The 14,900-nt window shown below is 58.5% G+C and carries 12 protein-coding genes; 9 read left to right on the forward strand and 3 right to left on the reverse strand.

The annotated features are described in order from the left end of the window. Positions 1-64: 64 nt before the first annotated feature. On the reverse strand, positions 65-622 hold the full coding sequence (locus IV01_RS16615) for a gamma carbonic anhydrase family protein (protein ID WP_032627578.1): 558 nt from the start codon (positions 620-622) through the stop codon (positions 65-67). 54 nt (positions 623-676) lie between these two features. Here IV01_RS16615 and prlC point away from each other — a divergent pair, with 54 nt between their 5' ends. The 3 genes from prlC (at position 677) to IV01_RS16600 (ending at position 4,312) form a co-directional block, all read left to right on the forward strand. Then, positions 677-2,764: an oligopeptidase A gene (gene prlC, locus IV01_RS16610; protein ID WP_195758770.1), complete on the forward strand. Its 2,088-nt coding sequence runs from the start codon at positions 677-679 to the stop codon at positions 2,762-2,764. Then, entirely contained in the window at positions 2,761-3,048 is a 288-nt protein-coding gene (locus IV01_RS16605) for a YheV family putative zinc ribbon protein (RefSeq protein WP_032627580.1), read from the forward strand. Before prlC ends, IV01_RS16605 begins: the two co-directional genes overlap by 4 nt. A 205-nt stretch (positions 3,049-3,253) precedes the next feature. After that, positions 3,254-4,312: a PA0069 family radical SAM protein gene (locus IV01_RS16600; protein WP_032627581.1), complete on the forward strand. Its 1,059-nt coding sequence runs from the start codon at positions 3,254-3,256 to the stop codon at positions 4,310-4,312. Positions 4,313-4,635: 323 nt separating this feature from the next. Here IV01_RS16600 and IV01_RS16595 read toward each other — a convergent pair whose 3' ends face one another. Continuing rightward, positions 4,636-5,988 carry an amino acid permease gene (locus IV01_RS16595; protein ID WP_032627582.1) on the reverse strand — a complete coding sequence of 451 codons (1,353 nt, stop codon included), beginning with the start codon at positions 5,986-5,988 and terminating at the stop codon, positions 4,636-4,638. A gap of 227 nt (positions 5,989-6,215) precedes the next feature. Here IV01_RS16595 and IV01_RS16590 point away from each other — a divergent pair, with 227 nt between their 5' ends. From IV01_RS16590 to IV01_RS16575, 4 genes are all read left to right on the forward strand, one after another. Further along, complete coding sequence (locus IV01_RS16590; RefSeq protein WP_032627583.1) at positions 6,216-6,680, forward strand: Lrp/AsnC family transcriptional regulator; 465 nt, start codon at positions 6,216-6,218, stop codon at positions 6,678-6,680. Positions 6,681-6,893: 213 nt separating this feature from the next. Beyond that, positions 6,894-8,093, forward strand: a complete 1,200-nt coding sequence (locus IV01_RS16585; protein ID WP_032627585.1) for an aromatic amino acid transaminase — start codon at positions 6,894-6,896, stop codon at positions 8,091-8,093. 225 nt (positions 8,094-8,318) lie between these two features. Further along, on the forward strand, positions 8,319-9,050 hold the full coding sequence (locus IV01_RS16580; RefSeq protein ID WP_032627587.1) for a carbonic anhydrase: 732 nt from the start codon (positions 8,319-8,321) through the stop codon (positions 9,048-9,050). A 137-nt stretch (positions 9,051-9,187) separates the two neighbouring features. After that, complete coding sequence (locus IV01_RS16575) at positions 9,188-10,732, forward strand: SulP family inorganic anion transporter (RefSeq protein ID WP_032627588.1); 1,545 nt, start codon at positions 9,188-9,190, stop codon at positions 10,730-10,732. 283 nt (positions 10,733-11,015) lie between these two features. On the opposite strand, the gene IV01_RS16570 is transcribed toward IV01_RS16575, so the two are convergent. Then, positions 11,016-11,660, reverse strand: a complete 645-nt coding sequence (locus IV01_RS16570) for a hypothetical protein (RefSeq protein ID WP_032627590.1) — start codon at positions 11,658-11,660, stop codon at positions 11,016-11,018. Positions 11,661-12,038: 378 nt separating this feature from the next. Between IV01_RS16570 and coxB the strand changes: the two genes are divergently transcribed. Both coxB and ctaD read left to right on the forward strand, forming a co-directional pair. After that, positions 12,039-13,163 (forward strand): cytochrome c oxidase subunit II, encoded by a 1,125-nt coding sequence (gene coxB / locus IV01_RS16565; RefSeq protein WP_032627591.1) that lies wholly within the window; start codon positions 12,039-12,041, stop codon positions 13,161-13,163. A gap of 129 nt (positions 13,164-13,292) precedes the next feature. After that, positions 13,293-14,885: a cytochrome c oxidase subunit I gene (gene ctaD, locus IV01_RS16560; RefSeq protein WP_032627592.1), complete on the forward strand. Its 1,593-nt coding sequence runs from the start codon at positions 13,293-13,295 to the stop codon at positions 14,883-14,885. The last annotated feature ends 15 nt before the right edge of the window (positions 14,886-14,900 follow it).

The following is a 14,900-nucleotide window of genomic DNA, read 5'->3' on the forward strand; positions in this document are numbered from 1 at the left end:
ATTGGGCGAAATCATATCGCCCTTAAGAGGTGTCCGGAATCATTAGGCCAGTTCAAGCGCGCTCCTACAGGGGTTGCGGTGGCTGATCGAAACCCTCAGCCAGGTGCAAATCCTTGAGCTTCACATAATTGGCGGCGCTGTACGGGAAGAAGGCGATTTCTTTCTCGGTCAACGCCCGAACCTGCTTCACCGGGCGGCCGACGTAGAGAAACCCGCTCTCCAGCGTCTTGCCCGGCGGCACCAGGCTGCCTGCGCCGATGATCACTTCGTCTTCAACCACCGCGCCGTCCATGATGGTGCTGCCCATGCCGATCAGGATGCGATTGCCGATGCGGCAGCCGTGGAGCATGACTTTGTGGCCGATGGTCACGTCGTCGCCGATCAGCAACGGGAAGCCATCAGGATTGAACGGCCCGGCATGGGTGATGTGCAACACGCTGCCATCCTGCACGCTGGTACGCGCGCCGATGCGGATGCGGTGCATGTCGCCGCGAATCACCGTCAGCGGCCAGACCGAACTGTCGGCGCCAATTTCGACATCGCCAAGCACGACCGCCGAATAATCGACAAAGGCCCGTTCGCCAAGCATTGGAGTGTGGTTCTGGAACGTGCGAATCGCCACGATAGGCTCCTTCTTTGGCGTCGATAGCTGCGGACCGCGCCGATTGTAATTAAGATGCGTGGGTGTTTCTTCCAGCCAAGGTGCAAAACCGTGAGCGCGAACAACCCTCTTCTGCAATCCTACGACCTGCCACCTTTTTCGGCGATTCGTGCCGAACATGTCAAACCTGCCATTGAACAGATTCTCGCCGACAACCGCGCAGCGATTGCCGAGATCCTCGCCAAGCAAGGCTCGCAGCCTACATGGGCCGGGCTTGTATTGGCGATGGACGAACTCAACGACCGCCTCGGCGCAGCCTGGAGCCCGGTCAGCCACCTGAACGCCGTGTGCAACAGCGCCGAGCTGCGTGAAGCCTACGAGTCGTGCCTGCCGGCATTGAGTGCTTACTCCACCGAAATGGGCCAGAACCGCGAACTGTTCCAGGCTTTCGAAGCGTTGGCCAACAGCCCGGAAGCCGCTGGTTTCGATGTGGCGCAGAAAACCATCCTTGAACAGTCACTGCGAGACTTCCGTCTGTCGGGCATCGACCTGCCGCCCGAGCAGCAGAAGCGTTACGCTGAAGTGCAAAGCAAGCTCTCGGAGCTGGGTAGCCAGTTTTCCAACCAGTTGCTCGATGCCACTCAAGCCTGGACCAAACTGGTAACTGACGAAGCGTCCCTGGCCGGTCTGACCGATTCTGCCAAGCAGCAAATGGCAGCTGCAGCCAAGGCCAAGGATCTGGAAGGCTTCCTGATCACTCTGGAATTCCCAAGCTACTACGCGGTGATGACCTACGCCGAAGACCGCGCCCTGCGTGAAGAAGTCTACGCAGCGTACTGCACCCGAGCGTCCGACCAAGGTCCGAACGCAGGCAAGAACGACAACGGTCCGGTGATGGAACAAATCCTCGATTTGCGTCAGGAACTGGCCAGACTGTTGGGTTTTGCCAGCTTCTCCGAGCTGAGCCTGGCGACCAAGATGGCTGAGTCCAGCGATCAGGTGCTGACTTTCCTGCGCGATCTTGCCAAACGCAGCAAGCCGTTTGCGGCCCAGGATCTGCAACAGCTCAAGGCCTACGCCGCCGAACAAGGCTGCGCGGACCTGCAAAGCTGGGACAGCGGCTTCTATGGCGAGAAACTCCGTGAGCAGCGCTACAGCGTTTCTCAGGAAGCTCTGCGCGCCTACTTCCCCATCGACAAAGTGCTGGGCGGCCTGTTTGCCATCGTTCAACGCCTGTATGGCATCGAAATCGCCGAGCAGAAAGGCTTCGATAGCTGGCACCCGGATGTGCGTCTGTTCGAAATCAAGGAAAACGGCCAACACGTCGGACGTTTCTTCTTCGACCTGTATGCCCGCGCCAACAAGCGTGGCGGTGCCTGGATGGACGGTGCCCGCGACCGTCGCCGCACTGCCGAAGGTCAGTTGCAAAGCCCGGTGGCGAACCTGGTCTGCAACTTCACCCCAGCCTCTCCTGGCCAGCCTGCACTGCTGACCCACGACGAAGTGACCACGCTGTTCCACGAATTCGGCCATGGTCTGCATCACCTGCTGACCCGCGTCGAGCATGCTGGCGTGTCCGGCATCAACGGCGTGGCCTGGGATGCTGTGGAGCTGCCGAGCCAGTTCATGGAGAACTGGTGCTGGGAGCCGGAAGGCCTGGCGCTGATTTCCGGTCATTACCAAACCGGCGAAGCCCTGCCTCAGGATTTGCTGGAAAAAATGCTCGCGGCGAAGAACTTCCAGTCCGGGCTGATGATGGTCCGCCAGCTGGAATTCTCACTGTTCGATTTCGAACTGCACGCCACTCACGGCGATGGCCGCAGCGTGGCGCAGGTACTCGAAGGCATTCGCGACGAAGTGTCGGTGATGCGTCCGCCCGCCTACAACCGCTTCCCGAACAGCTTCGCGCATATCTTCGCTGGCGGTTATGCAGCGGGTTACTACAGCTACAAGTGGGCTGAAGTGCTGTCGGCCGATGCGTTCTCGAAGTTCGAAGAAGACGGCGTGCTCAATGCCGAGACCGGCCGTGCCTTCCGCGAAGCGATCCTGGCACGCGGCGGCTCTCAGGCACCGATGGTGCTGTTCGTCGACTTCCGCGGACGCGAGCCGTCGATTGACGCACTCTTGCGCCACAGTGGTCTGAGTGAGGAAGCGGCAGCATGACCGATACGCCGGTAGTCATTACCAAGAAGCGCTTCATCGCCGGGGCTGTCTGCCCGGCGTGCAGCGAGCCGGACAAACTCATGATGTGGAGCGAAAACGACGTTCCCCATCGTGAGTGCGTGGGTTGCGGCTATAGCGACACCCTCAACGAGCAGGGCAACTCGGTGCCGAGCGAGCTGGGCACGCGAGTCAACAAGATCGCGGTCAAAGCCATCGATCCTAAGGTGCAGGGTGTGCAGTTTTTCCCGAACCCGAAGCTCAAAAAGCCGGTTGATCCGAGTTGATCTGACCGGGCACAGATGAACCCTGTGGGAGCGAGCTTGCTCGCGAAGACGATGTGTCAGGCGGCGAATACCGGTTTGATGTACCGCCCTCTTCGCGAGCAAGCTCGCTCCCACGGGTTTTGCGTCACTCCTTCCATCGGGGTGGCTAGAGATGTAAGTGGTTTCTCCTGTACTGTATGCACATACAGCTAAAGGAGAAAACCCCATGTCCCTGATTTTCCCGCCTCGCGGTCGGGGCACGGCCAGTAATCCTCATAATCGTTTTGCCCCCGCCCGTTCGGTGGCCGAGGACGACGGCTGGTATCAGGAAGTGCCACTGACTCAAGGCACGCAGGTCACCACCGAGACCGCCAAGAGCATCATTACCCGCAATAGCTCTCCAGACATCCCCTTCGACCGATCGATCAACCCCTATCGCGGTTGCGAACACGGCTGTATCTACTGTTATGCACGCCCTAGCCATGCCTATTGGGACATGTCGCCGGGCCTGGATTTCGAGACGAAACTGATCGCCAAAACCAACGCCGCCGCAGTGCTGGAGCAGCAGCTGTCCAAACTCGGGTATCGCTGCGCGCCGATCACTTTGGGAGCCAACACCGATCCGTATCAGCCTATCGAGCGCGAATACAAAATCACCCGGGCTGTACTGGAAGTCCTGCTGCGTTATCGCCATCCGGTGACGATCATCACCAAAGGGTCGTTGATCCTGCGCGATCTCGATCTGCTGGCCGAGCTGGCGAAACAGAACCTGATTTCGGTGTTCATCAGCTTGACCACGCTGGACGACGAACTCAAACGCATCCTCGAACCACGGGCCGCAGCGCCCAAGGCAAGGCTGCGGGCGATCCGGGTGATGCGCGATGCGGGGATTCCAGTGGGCGTGTTGTGTGCGCCAATGATCCCGATGATCAACGATATGGAGCTGGAAGCGCTGCTCGCTGAGGCCAAGTCGGCCGGGGCGCTGAGTGCCAGCTACGTCATGTTACGTCTGCCGCTGGAGGTCGCGCCGCTGTTTGAGGAATGGTTGCAGGCGCACTACCCGCAACGGGCCGAGCATGTAATGAGCCTGGTCAGGCAGGTGCGTGGCGGGGAGATCTACGACAGCCGTTTTGGCGTGCGCATGCGCGGTGAAGGCCCGTTTGCTGACCTGTTGGCGCAGCGCTACGGGATGGCGATCAAGCGTCTGGGGCTGAACCAGCGGGAAAGCTTCAACCTGGACTGCGAAGCGTTCTGCCCACCGGGTGGGCAGATGTCGTTGTTGTGAGGCGCGACGCGGAACCCCTGTGGGAGCGGTGCTTGCCCGCGATACATGAGACACGGCCAGAAGATATACCGCGTCATCGTTTATCGCGGGCAAGCACCCCACAGGAGTGATCTCAATATTGGCGCGACGACGTGGGACCGGCTTTAGCCGGGAAGAGGCCAGTACATCCATCCGATATTTATCCCCTGAAATGCCGCCTTCCCGGCTAAAACGGAACGCCGCCCGGCCGCTCCCACGTCGTCACATCCGCTTGCGAGTAAACATAGAATCTCCCACAGGATCCGGCTCCCACAATATTCAGTCCAGGTCCAGGCCGACAGCGCCTATGCCTTGCGCGTCTTAACCCAATAAGCCACACCCAGCGCAATCATCCACACCGGGATCAGGAACACCGAAAGGGAGATGCCTGGCGTGTAATACATCACACCCAGAATCCCCAGCAGGAATACCAGGCAAACGTAGTTGGTCAGTGGATAGCCCCAGCTTTGATACTGAGTCACCTGGCCCGCTTCGCGCTTGGCCTTGCGGAACTTCAAGTGAGTGATGCTGATGATGATCCAGTTCAACACCAGCGCCGACACCACCAGCGCCATCAGCAATTCAAACGCTTTGGCGGGCATGACGTAGTTGATCAGCACGCACAACCCGGTCGCGGTGGCCGATACGCCAAGAGCCAGCAGCGGCACGCCACGGCGGTTGACCTTAAGCAGCGCTTTCGGCGCATTGCCTTGCATCGCCAGGCCGAACAACATGCGGCTGTTGCTGTAAACGCAGCTGTTATAGACCGACAGGGCAGCAGTCAGCACCACGATGTTGAGGATGGTCGCCACCACGTTGCTGTCCAGCGCGTGGAAAATCAGCACGAACGGGCTGCCGCCGGTCACGACTTTCTGCCACGGATACAGCGAAAGCAGGATGCCGAGTGCGCCGACGTAGAAAATCAGAATCCGGTAGATAACCTGATTGGTTGCCTTGGGAATGCTGCGCGTTGGATCTTCCGCTTCTGCGGCGGTGATACCCACCAGCTCCAGGCCGCCGAAAGAAAACATGATAAAGGCCATGGCCATGACCAGCCCGCTGATGCCGTTAGGGAAGAACCCGCCGTATTGCCAGAGGTTGGCCACGCTGGCGTCAGGACCGCCGGTGCCGCTGGCCAGCAGCCAGCCGCCAAAGCCAATCATGCTGACGATGGCAACGATCTTGATCATGGAGAACCAGAATTCCATCTCGCCGAAGATCTTCACGCTGGTCAGGTTGATCAGGTTGATGGCAACAAAGAAGATCGCGGCAGATACCCAGGTCGGCGTTTCCGGCCACCAGTACTGCACGTACTGACCTACAGCCGTCAGTTCCGCCATGCCCACCAGCACGTAAAGCACCCAGTAATTCCAGCCAGACATGAAGCCCGCGAACGGGCCCCAGTAGCGATTGGCGAAATGGCTGAACGTACCGGCCACGGGCTCTTCAACCACCATTTCGCCGAGCTGGCGCATGATGAAGAAAGCGATTGCTCCGGCGATGGCGTAACCCAGGATGACTGACGGACCAGCCATGTTGATGGTGTGGGCAATGCCCAGGAAAAGCCCGGTACCAATGGCGCCACCCAGGGCGATCAGCTGGATATGCCGATTCTTGAGCCCCCGATGCAGCTGAGTAGCGGAGTTTTGTTCGTTCATGAAAGGTCCTGATCCAAGTGAGGATACCGAAAACAAGTAAGCCGCCAATGCGTGCCGTGAACGTGGCTTTTGCAAGTCAGTGGGCAAATCAAATGCCACGTGTCAGCCGACTGGTTTTTCATGCGCAGCAAAAAGAGCAGGCAGGCTACCCGCCATTGGCCAAGCGTCAAGCAGAAACTGATAGGCTCTGCGCCCGAAGCCCTTGAATTCCGACGGATCCCTCAGCCATGAAAGTCAATGAGATCGACGATTTTGATTTGAAAATCCTGACGCTGTTGCAGGCCAACGGGCGCCTGACCAACCAGGAACTCAGCGACCTTATCGGCTTGTCCGCCTCGCAATGTTCACGTCGCCGCATAGGCCTTGAACAGGCTCAATTGATCCTTGGCTACCACGCCCGACTAGCGCCGCAGGCTATGAATCTTGAGGTGGTGGCGATGGTTGAGGTCAAGTTGATCAGCCATCGCCCGGAGCATTCCGAAGGCTTCCAGGCGTTCATCGGCAATGAACCGGCAATCATCGATGCCTACAAAACCACGGGTGACGCTGACTACAACCTCAAGGCCGCCGTTGCCGATCTGGCCAGCCTGAATCAGCTGATGGGAAAAATTTCTGCGACAAACTGTGTTTCGTACCTCAAGACGTCCGTCGTCTTAGAGCGGCTTAAAGAAAACAGCATCGCGACGACATGAGCTTTTGCGCGGAATTGGTCCGGTTTTGGTGAGTGCGGTGCGAGAGTGGCGCGAAATATCATTAAAATATGCATGATTTGCGCATTTAGTCCGCTTCGACTGCGCACTTATTCTGCTTTGTGTAGGATGCGTGCTCTTTATGTGAGTCATTGACGACCCTGGTACTCCCTCGGTGTCATGTTCCACCTCTTTTTCTCAGGAGTTGTCAGCCAAATGTTTGCCCACGTTGAGTCTTATGGTGGTGATCCGATTCTGTCGTTGATGGATGCGTTTCACAAAGATCCGAATGCAGCCAAGGTCAACCTCAGTATCGGTCTGTACTACGACGCGCAAGGGCGAATTCCGCGTCTGGCTTCGGCAGTTGAAGCTCAGCGTCAGTTGCTCGAAGGGCCGCAGGGCCCTTGTGTCTATCTGCCGATGGAAGGCCTGGACAGCTATCGTCGGGGCGTTCAGGAGCTGCTTTTTGGCGCACAGCATCCTGTGTTGCTGGCTGGACGTATCGCCACCATCCAGACAGTGGGCGGCTCGGGTGCCTTGAAAGTCGGTGCGGACTTCCTGAAGTCGGCGTATCCCGATTCGCAGGTCTGGGTCAGTGATCCGACGTGGGAAAACCACCATGCACTGTTCGGCGGCGCGGGCTTCAAGGTCAACACCTACCCGTACTTTGATGCAGCCACTGGCGGCGTGAACTTCGAAGGCATGCTTGGCGCACTGCAAACGCTGCCCGCGCACAGCATCGTTCTGCTGCATCCGTGCTGCCACAACCCGACTGGCGCGGACTTGTCCGTCGCGCAGTGGGACCAGCTGATCCCGCTGATCGCCGAGCGTCAGTTGATCCCGTTCCTGGACACCGCCTATCAAGGTTTCGGCGAAGGCATGGAGCGTGATGCCTACGCGATCCGCGCCATGACCGATGCTGGCTTGACGGTGCTGGTCAGCAACTCGTTCTCGAAGATTTTCTCCCTGTATGGCGAGCGCGTAGGTGGCCTGTCGGTTGTCTGCCCGGATGCCGGCATGGCGGACAAAGTGCTGGGGCAACTCAAAGCGACGGTTCGCCGCAACTACTCCAGCCCACCGAAACATGGCGCGTTGGTGGTCTCAGCAGTGCTCAACGATCCGCAATTGCGCAACCAATGGCTGGCCGAAGTCGAGGCCATGCGTCTGCGGATAATCGATATGCGCCAACAGTTGGTCGCGGCTCTCAAGGTAAAAATGCCGCAGCGCGACTTCAGTTACATCCTGCGCCAGAGCGGAATGTTCAGTTACACCGGTTTCAGTAGTGCTCAGGTCGACCGTCTGAGGAGCGAACACGCCGTTTATCTGATCAGCAGCGGCCGGGTGTGCATGGCTGGCTTGAATGAGCAGAATCTCGGTAAAGTTGTTGATGCTTTCGCCAGTGTTTGCGAAGGCTGAGGCATCGTAATGCAGTCGGCGCTGGCTATAGGCTACCAGCGCCGTCTGGCTGGAAGGCCCGTCCCAGACGGCTACATTCAGTTTCAGTTAAGTTTTGACGGTTAGCCTGCAAATCTGCGTGACCCCGTTGGGCGCTGACAAATGGATTTGTTGTGCGATGCCTGTAGTACGGATTTTCATCGGGTAGCGGTAAAAATCCACATCAATCCGTCAAGAGGATGAGACATGAGCGACCTGGATAAGCAAAACGTGCCTGTAGCGGCTGACCCTTTGCCAAAGGCTGAGTCAGCCGACGTAGCACTGCAACACATCGTCGAAGGCTTCAAGCATTTCCGCCATGAAGTCTTCCCGGAGCAGCAAGAGCTGTTCAAGAAACTGGCAACGGCTCAGCAGCCGCGAGCCATGTTCATCACCTGCGCCGATTCGCGCATTGTGCCGGAGCTGATCACTAACAGCTCGCCGGGCGACCTCTTTGTTACACGTAACGTCGGTAACGTCGTTCCGCCTTATGGCCCCATGAATGGCGGCGTCTCCACCGCTATCGAATATGCGGTCATGGCCTTGGGTGTTCACCACATCATCGTTTGCGGTCACTCCGATTGCGGCGCGATGCGTGCGGTTCTGAACCCGAAAAGCCTGGAAAAAATGCCGACCGTAACGGCTTGGCTGCGCCATGCGGAAGTTGCCCGCACCGTGGTCGAAGACAACTGCCAATGCACCGGCGAAAAAGAAACGATGCATGTTCTGACCGAAGAGAACGTCATCGCGCAACTGCAGCACTTGCGTACTCACCCTTCGGTTGCTTCAAAAATGGCCAGCGGCGAGTTGTTCATCCATGGCTGGGTGTACGACATCGAAACCTGTGGGATCAAAGCCTACGACGCCGAACAAGGTCGCTTCCTGGCGCTGGATGGCGATCATCCGACGCCGACGGCTACGCCTAAGTCGCGTTACTGAGAGCCGCGCTACTGGGAGTCTCGCTGCTAGAGCCTCGCTGCTAGAAACGCGACTGTAACCTCGTTCAGACACCTGACGGCCGCCTTCAAGGCGTGCCGTGAGGCGTCGTCACGTCTGAAGAAAACCGGAGAGTCCTCATGGGCATCGCTCAATTGAAATCCGTATTGCCACGAGAACTGCTCGCTTCCGTAGTGGTTTTCCTCGTGGCGCTGCCTTTGTGCATGGGTATTGCCATTGCATCCGGCATGCCGCCCGCCAAAGGGCTGATCACCGGCATCATCGGTGGTTTGGTCGTGGGCTGGCTGGCCGGTTCGCCGCTGCAGGTCAGCGGCCCGGCTGCCGGTCTGGCGGTATTGGTGTTCGAAGTGGTGCGTGAGCACGGCATGGCCATGCTTGGCCCGATTCTGCTACTGGCCGGGGTGCTGCAGATTCTGGCAGGCCGGCTCAAACTGGGCTGCTGGTTTCGGGTCACGGCGCCAGCGGTGGTCTACGGCATGTTGGCCGGTATCGGCGTGCTGATCGTGCTGTCTCAGGCCCACGTCATGTTCGATGGGGGGCCGAAACCCTCCGGGCTGGATAACCTGATCGGCTTCCCTTCGACATTGCTGAGCGCTATCGGGCCGGGTACGGGCATGCAGGCCGGTATCCTCGGGCTGGGTACGATCCTGGTGATGTGGCTGTGGGATAAATTCCGGCCGCAGTCCCTGCGTTTTGTCCCAGGTGCCTTGCTGGGTGTGGGTCTGGCAACTTTTGCCAGCCTTGCGCTGGCCTTGCAGGTCAAACGCGTGGAAGTGCCGGATAACCTGGCTGACGCCATTGACTGGCTGCGCCCGGCTGACCTGATGAGCCTGGCCGATCCCGCGATTCTGATCGCCGCCTTCGCCGTTGCTTTCATTGCCAGTGCCGAAACTCTGCTCTCGGCCGCCGCGGTTGACCGCATGCATGACGGCCAGCGTTCGGATTTCGACAAGGAACTCAGCGCTCAAGGCGTCGGCAATGTGCTTTGCGGTCTGGTTGGCGCGCTGCCTATGACTGGCGTGATCGTGCGCAGCTCGGCCAACGTGCAGGCCGGGGCAACGACGCGGATGTCGGCGATGTTCCACGGTTTGTGGCTGCTGGCGTTTGTGCTGTTGCTGTCCAGCGTGCTGCAGAGCATTCCGGTGGCGAGTCTGGCAGGCGTGCTGGTGTATACCGGCTGCAAGCTGGTGGACCTCAAGGCCTTTCGTGGTTTGGGCCGCTATGGCCGCATGCCAATGTTCACTTACGCCGCCACTGCTGGGGCGATCATCTTTACCGACCTGCTGACCGGTGTATTGGTGGGCTTTGGTATGACGCTGGTGAAGCTGGCGCTGCAAGCGGCACGCTTGAAGATCAGCCTGGTGCCGATGGAGGCCGAAGGCGAGTTTGAGTTGCGCATGGTCGGTTCGGCCACCTTCCTCAAGGTGCCGGCGTTGACCAAAGTGCTGGGTACCATTCCGGCGGGCAGCACAGTGCACGTGCCGTTGAGCAATCTGAGCTACATCGACCATTCCTGCCTGGAACTGCTGGAAGAATGGGGCCGCGCCAACGCCGCCCAGGGTTCGCGACTGATCATCGAACCGCGTGGGCTGAAACGGCGACTGGAGGGCAGGTTGACCACCACGACCGGGGTTGGGTCGGCCGCAGTGTTGGCAGCGAAGTGAGTGTTGTCTGTGGGAGCGGTGCTTGCCCGCGATGAACGATTACTCGGTCTGTCGTGGGACCACGGTGTCTGCATCGCGGGCAAGCACCGCTCCCAGGTGTGATCGCAATATTGGCGCGACGACGTGGGACCGGCTTTAGCCGGGAAGAGGCCAGTACATCCATCCGATATTTATCCTCTGAAATGCCGCCTTCCCGGCTAAAGCCGGTCCCACGTCGTCACATCCGCTTGCGAGCAAACATAGAATCTCCCACAGGGGCCGTCCATATATACGGGATTGGCCCCTAACCGCGATCCAGATCCAGCCCCAATCCCAGCTGCCGTGACAGGCATGGCCAGCGTTTCCAGGCGGCTTCGGTGTCCGGGCTGGTGAGGCGGTCGCGGTAGGCTTCGACTGAGTCCAGCGCGAAGCTTTCTTCATCAAGCAACTGATCCACGGCGTGATGCACCGCTTCATCCAGCTGGTTGGCGAACGATTCGCCGATCAATTGGTGTGCGATGACGCTGGCCACTGTCGTATTGGACGGGATCAGCGGCTGCCCGAAATGCTTGATGTACAGATCGTTGACTTCCTCCACCAGGCGGTGCGCCAGATACGCTTCGTCCAGCAGGCTGTCCAGCCCTTCATGACCGTTCATGATCGCCGGGGGCGTGGTGAAGAAATGCTCGGCGATTTTCAGTACCGGCTTTATTTGCCCTTCTATCCCCGCTTCAATGGAGACTTGATGGGCTGCGTCGAGCAGATCAGGCACCAGATCGATATACGCGCTGACAAATCGCGCCAACACACCTCGGGCATCCACGTCCGGAACATTGATGGCTGGATGCAGGTGCGGTAACTGGGTTTCAAGTTGACGTAACAATTGGCCAGTAGCGGCCTCGTGCTGTTGGGCACGTTGAATCTGCTCGCGCAAAGCGGCGGTGTTCATGAAAGCTCCTGACAGCGGAAAACCAGGGATGGTTTGGGGAAGTGGATACGTTAGCCTGCTTACGCCAAAAGCTAAGACATATTTGTCATAACAGGTTCACGTTTATGTGCGTTGGCTATTAAAAACGGCTTATCAGCCAAAATTGCCGCTGAAATATCAACGCAAGCGCTTCTGTGTAGACCAATTTCAGAATTTTGCCAGCGCGTTGCGCAGCTTTTGTCCGTGTCTATACTCGATTTTGACGGAAGTTGGCTGATGGCCGCCGAACCACGGACGTATGTCTGGCGCGGCCTGAGGCAAGACTTGTAGTAGTGACAGCCGACTCCCTAGCGCTCAGGTTCACGCCTGCGCAATAAAAAGAACAAAGGGGGATCCGCAATGATGCGACGTCCGCACGTCTGGATGTCGCTCCTGTTGTGGTCGGTATTCGGTCAGGCGCAGGCTGCCTGGACCACGAATATGGCGCCTGGAGCGACACAAGTCAGTAACGCGGTTTTTGACCTGCACATGACCATTTTCTGGATCTGTGTAGTGATCGGCATCGTGGTGTTTGGCGCGATGTTCTGGTCAATGATTGTGCACCGGCGTTCTACCGGCCAGACGGCTGCGCATTTCCATGAAAACACCACCGTGGAAATCCTCTGGACCCTCGTGCCGTTGCTGATTCTGGTCGCGATGGCCATCCCTGCGACGAAAACCCTCATCGAAATGTACGACAACACCGAGTCGGATCTGGATATCCAAATCACCGGCTATCAGTGGAAGTGGCATTACAAATATCTGGGTCAGGATGTGGAGTTCTTCAGCAATCTGGCCACTACCGCCGAGCAAATCCACAACCGCGATGATAAAGGCGAACACTACCTGCTGGAGGTGGATCAGCCGCTGGTGGTGCCGGTGGGTGAGAAAATCCGCTTTCTGGTAACGGGTGCTGACGTCATCCATTCCTGGTGGGTGCCGGCCTTTGCGGTCAAGCGCGACGCGATTCCCGGCTTTATGAACGAAGCGTGGACCCGTATCGAGAAACCCGGCCTCTACCGTGGGCAATGCACTGAGCTGTGCGGCAAGGACCATGGTTTTATGCCGATTGTGGTGGAAGCCAAGAGCAAGGCGGATTTCGATACCTGGCTGGCGGGCCGCAAAGAAGAGAGTGCCAAGCTTAAGGAGCTGACCAGCAAGGAATGGACGCTCGAAGAATTGGTCGCGCGCGGTGACAAGGTCTATCACACCACCTGCGTCGCCTGTCATCAGGCCGAAGGCCAGGGCCTGCCGCCGCTGTTTCCTGCGTTGAAGGGATCGAAGATCGCCACGGGGCCGAAAGAGGGTCATCTCAACATCGTCTTCAACGGCAAACCGGGCACCGCCATGGCGGCATTCGGCAAGCAGCTGTCGGAAGTCGACATTGCGGCGGTGGTCACCTACGAGCGCCACGCCTGGGGCAACAACACCGGCGACATGGTGACCCCTAAAGACGTGCTGGCGCTTAAAGAGGCGCAGAAATGAACGTGGTGACTCGTTGGAGCGAGGCTTGCCCGCGAAGAGGCCGGTATTCCCACAACAACTTGAAACCGTGGCGTGGCATTCGCGGGCAAGCCTCGCTCCAACGGGGCATAGATTTTCAGGAGAAACACCATGAGCACTGTCATTGATGACCATGGCATCGCAGGCCATGACCATGTGCACGGCCCGGCCAAAGGCTTGATGCGCTGGGTGCTGACCACCAACCACAAGGACATCGGCACGCTGTACCTGTGGTTCAGCTTCACCATGTTCCTGCTGGGCGGCTCCTTTGCCATGGTGATTCGGGCTGAGCTGTTCCAGCCAGGGCTACAAATCGTCGAGCCGGCATTCTTCAACCAGATGACCACCATGCACGGCTTGATCATGGTGTTTGGCGCGGTGATGCCCGCTTTTGTGGGTCTTGCGAACTGGATGATCCCGCTGATGATCGGTGCGCCGGACATGGCCTTGCCGAGGATGAATAACTTCAGCTTCTGGCTCCTCCCAGCGGCCTTCGCCCTGCTCGTCTCGACTCTGTTCAGCCCCGGCGGCGGACCCAATTTCGGCTGGACGTTCTACGCTCCACTTTCGACGACTTATGCACCCGAAAGCGTGACGTTCTTCATATTTGCCATTCATATGATGGGCATCAGCTCGATCATGGGGGCGATCAATGTGGTCGCCACGATTCTCAACCTGCGAGCGCCGGGCATGACCTTGATGAAAATGCCCCTGTTTGTCTGGACCTGGCTGATTACCGCCTTTCTGCTCATTGCTGTCATGCCGGTGCTGGCCGGATGCGTGACCATGATGCTGATGGATATCCACTTCGGCACCAGTTTCTTTAGTGCAGCGGGCGGCGGCGACCCAGTGTTGTTCCAGCACGTATTCTGGTTCTTCGGCCATCCGGAGGTTTACATCATGATCCTGCCGGCCTTCGGCGCAGTCAGCTCGATCATCCCGGCGTTTTCTCGCAAACCGCTGTTTGGCTACACCTCAATGGTTTACGCCACGGCCAGCATCGCCTTCCTGTCGTTTCTGGTATGGGCGCACCACATGTTCGTGGTGGGCATTCCGCTGGTAGGTGAGCTGTTCTTCATGTACGCCACCATGCTCATCGCTGTGCCTACAGGGGTGAAGGTGTTCAATTGGGTCAGCACCATGTGGCAAGGCTCGCTGACGTTCGAGACGCCGATGCTGTTTGCCGTGGCATTCGTGATCCTGTTCAGCATTGGTGGGTTCTCCGGGTTGATGCTGGCCATCGCCCCGGCTGACTTTCAATATCAGGACACCTATTTCGTGGTTGCTCACTTCCACTACGTGCTGGTGCCGGGGGCGATTTTTGGCATCTTCGCTTCGGCCTATTACTGGCTGCCCAAGTGGACCGGGCACATGTACGACGAAACCCTGGGCAAGCTGCATTTCTGGCTGTCATTCGTGGGTATGAACATGGCCTTCTTCCCGATGCATTTCGTGGGGCTGGCGGGCATGCCGCGTCGGGTGCCGGACTACAACCTGCAATTTGCCGACTTCAACATGGTGTCGTCCATTGGTGCTTTTACCTTTGGTGCGACGCAGATTTTCTTCCTGTTTATCGTCATCAAAACCATTCGCGGCGGAGCTCCGGCACCAGCCAAACCCTGGGACGGCGCCGAAGGCCTGGAATGGAGCATCCCCTCGCCCGCTCCGTACCACACCTTCACCACCCCGCCGGAGGTGAAATGAAAACGCCTGCGCATA

The sequence above is a fragment of the Pseudomonas syringae genome, from assembly GCF_000737245.1.
Taxonomy (GTDB): domain Bacteria; phylum Pseudomonadota; class Gammaproteobacteria; order Pseudomonadales; family Pseudomonadaceae; genus Aquipseudomonas; species Aquipseudomonas syringae_J.

What these genes read in the sequence shown, in the direction of transcription:
- IV01_RS16580 (WP_032627587.1), top strand. Translation starts at nt 8,319, where the DNA reads ATGAGCGACCTGGATAAGCAAAACGTGCCTGTAGCGGCTGACCCTTTG.
- IV01_RS16600 (WP_032627581.1), top strand. Translation starts at nt 3,254, where the DNA reads ATGTCCCTGATTTTCCCGCCTCGCGGTCGGGGCACGGCCAGTAATCCT.
- IV01_RS16595 (WP_032627582.1), bottom strand. Translation starts at nt 5,988, where the DNA reads ATGAACGAACAAAACTCCGCTACTCAGCTGCATCGGGGGCTCAAGAAT.
- IV01_RS16605 (WP_032627580.1), top strand. Translation starts at nt 2,761, where the DNA reads ATGACCGATACGCCGGTAGTCATTACCAAGAAGCGCTTCATCGCCGGG.
- coxB (WP_032627591.1), top strand. Translation starts at nt 12,039, where the DNA reads ATGATGCGACGTCCGCACGTCTGGATGTCGCTCCTGTTGTGGTCGGTA.
- ctaD (WP_032627592.1), top strand. Translation starts at nt 13,293, where the DNA reads ATGAGCACTGTCATTGATGACCATGGCATCGCAGGCCATGACCATGTG.
- IV01_RS16575 (WP_032627588.1), top strand. Translation starts at nt 9,188, where the DNA reads ATGGGCATCGCTCAATTGAAATCCGTATTGCCACGAGAACTGCTCGCT.
- IV01_RS16570 (WP_032627590.1), bottom strand. Translation starts at nt 11,660, where the DNA reads ATGAACACCGCCGCTTTGCGCGAGCAGATTCAACGTGCCCAACAGCAC.
- IV01_RS16590 (WP_032627583.1), top strand. Translation starts at nt 6,216, where the DNA reads ATGAAAGTCAATGAGATCGACGATTTTGATTTGAAAATCCTGACGCTG.
- IV01_RS16585 (WP_032627585.1), top strand. Translation starts at nt 6,894, where the DNA reads ATGTTTGCCCACGTTGAGTCTTATGGTGGTGATCCGATTCTGTCGTTG.
- prlC (WP_195758770.1), top strand. Translation starts at nt 677, where the DNA reads ATGCGTGGGTGTTTCTTCCAGCCAAGGTGCAAAACCGTGAGCGCGAAC.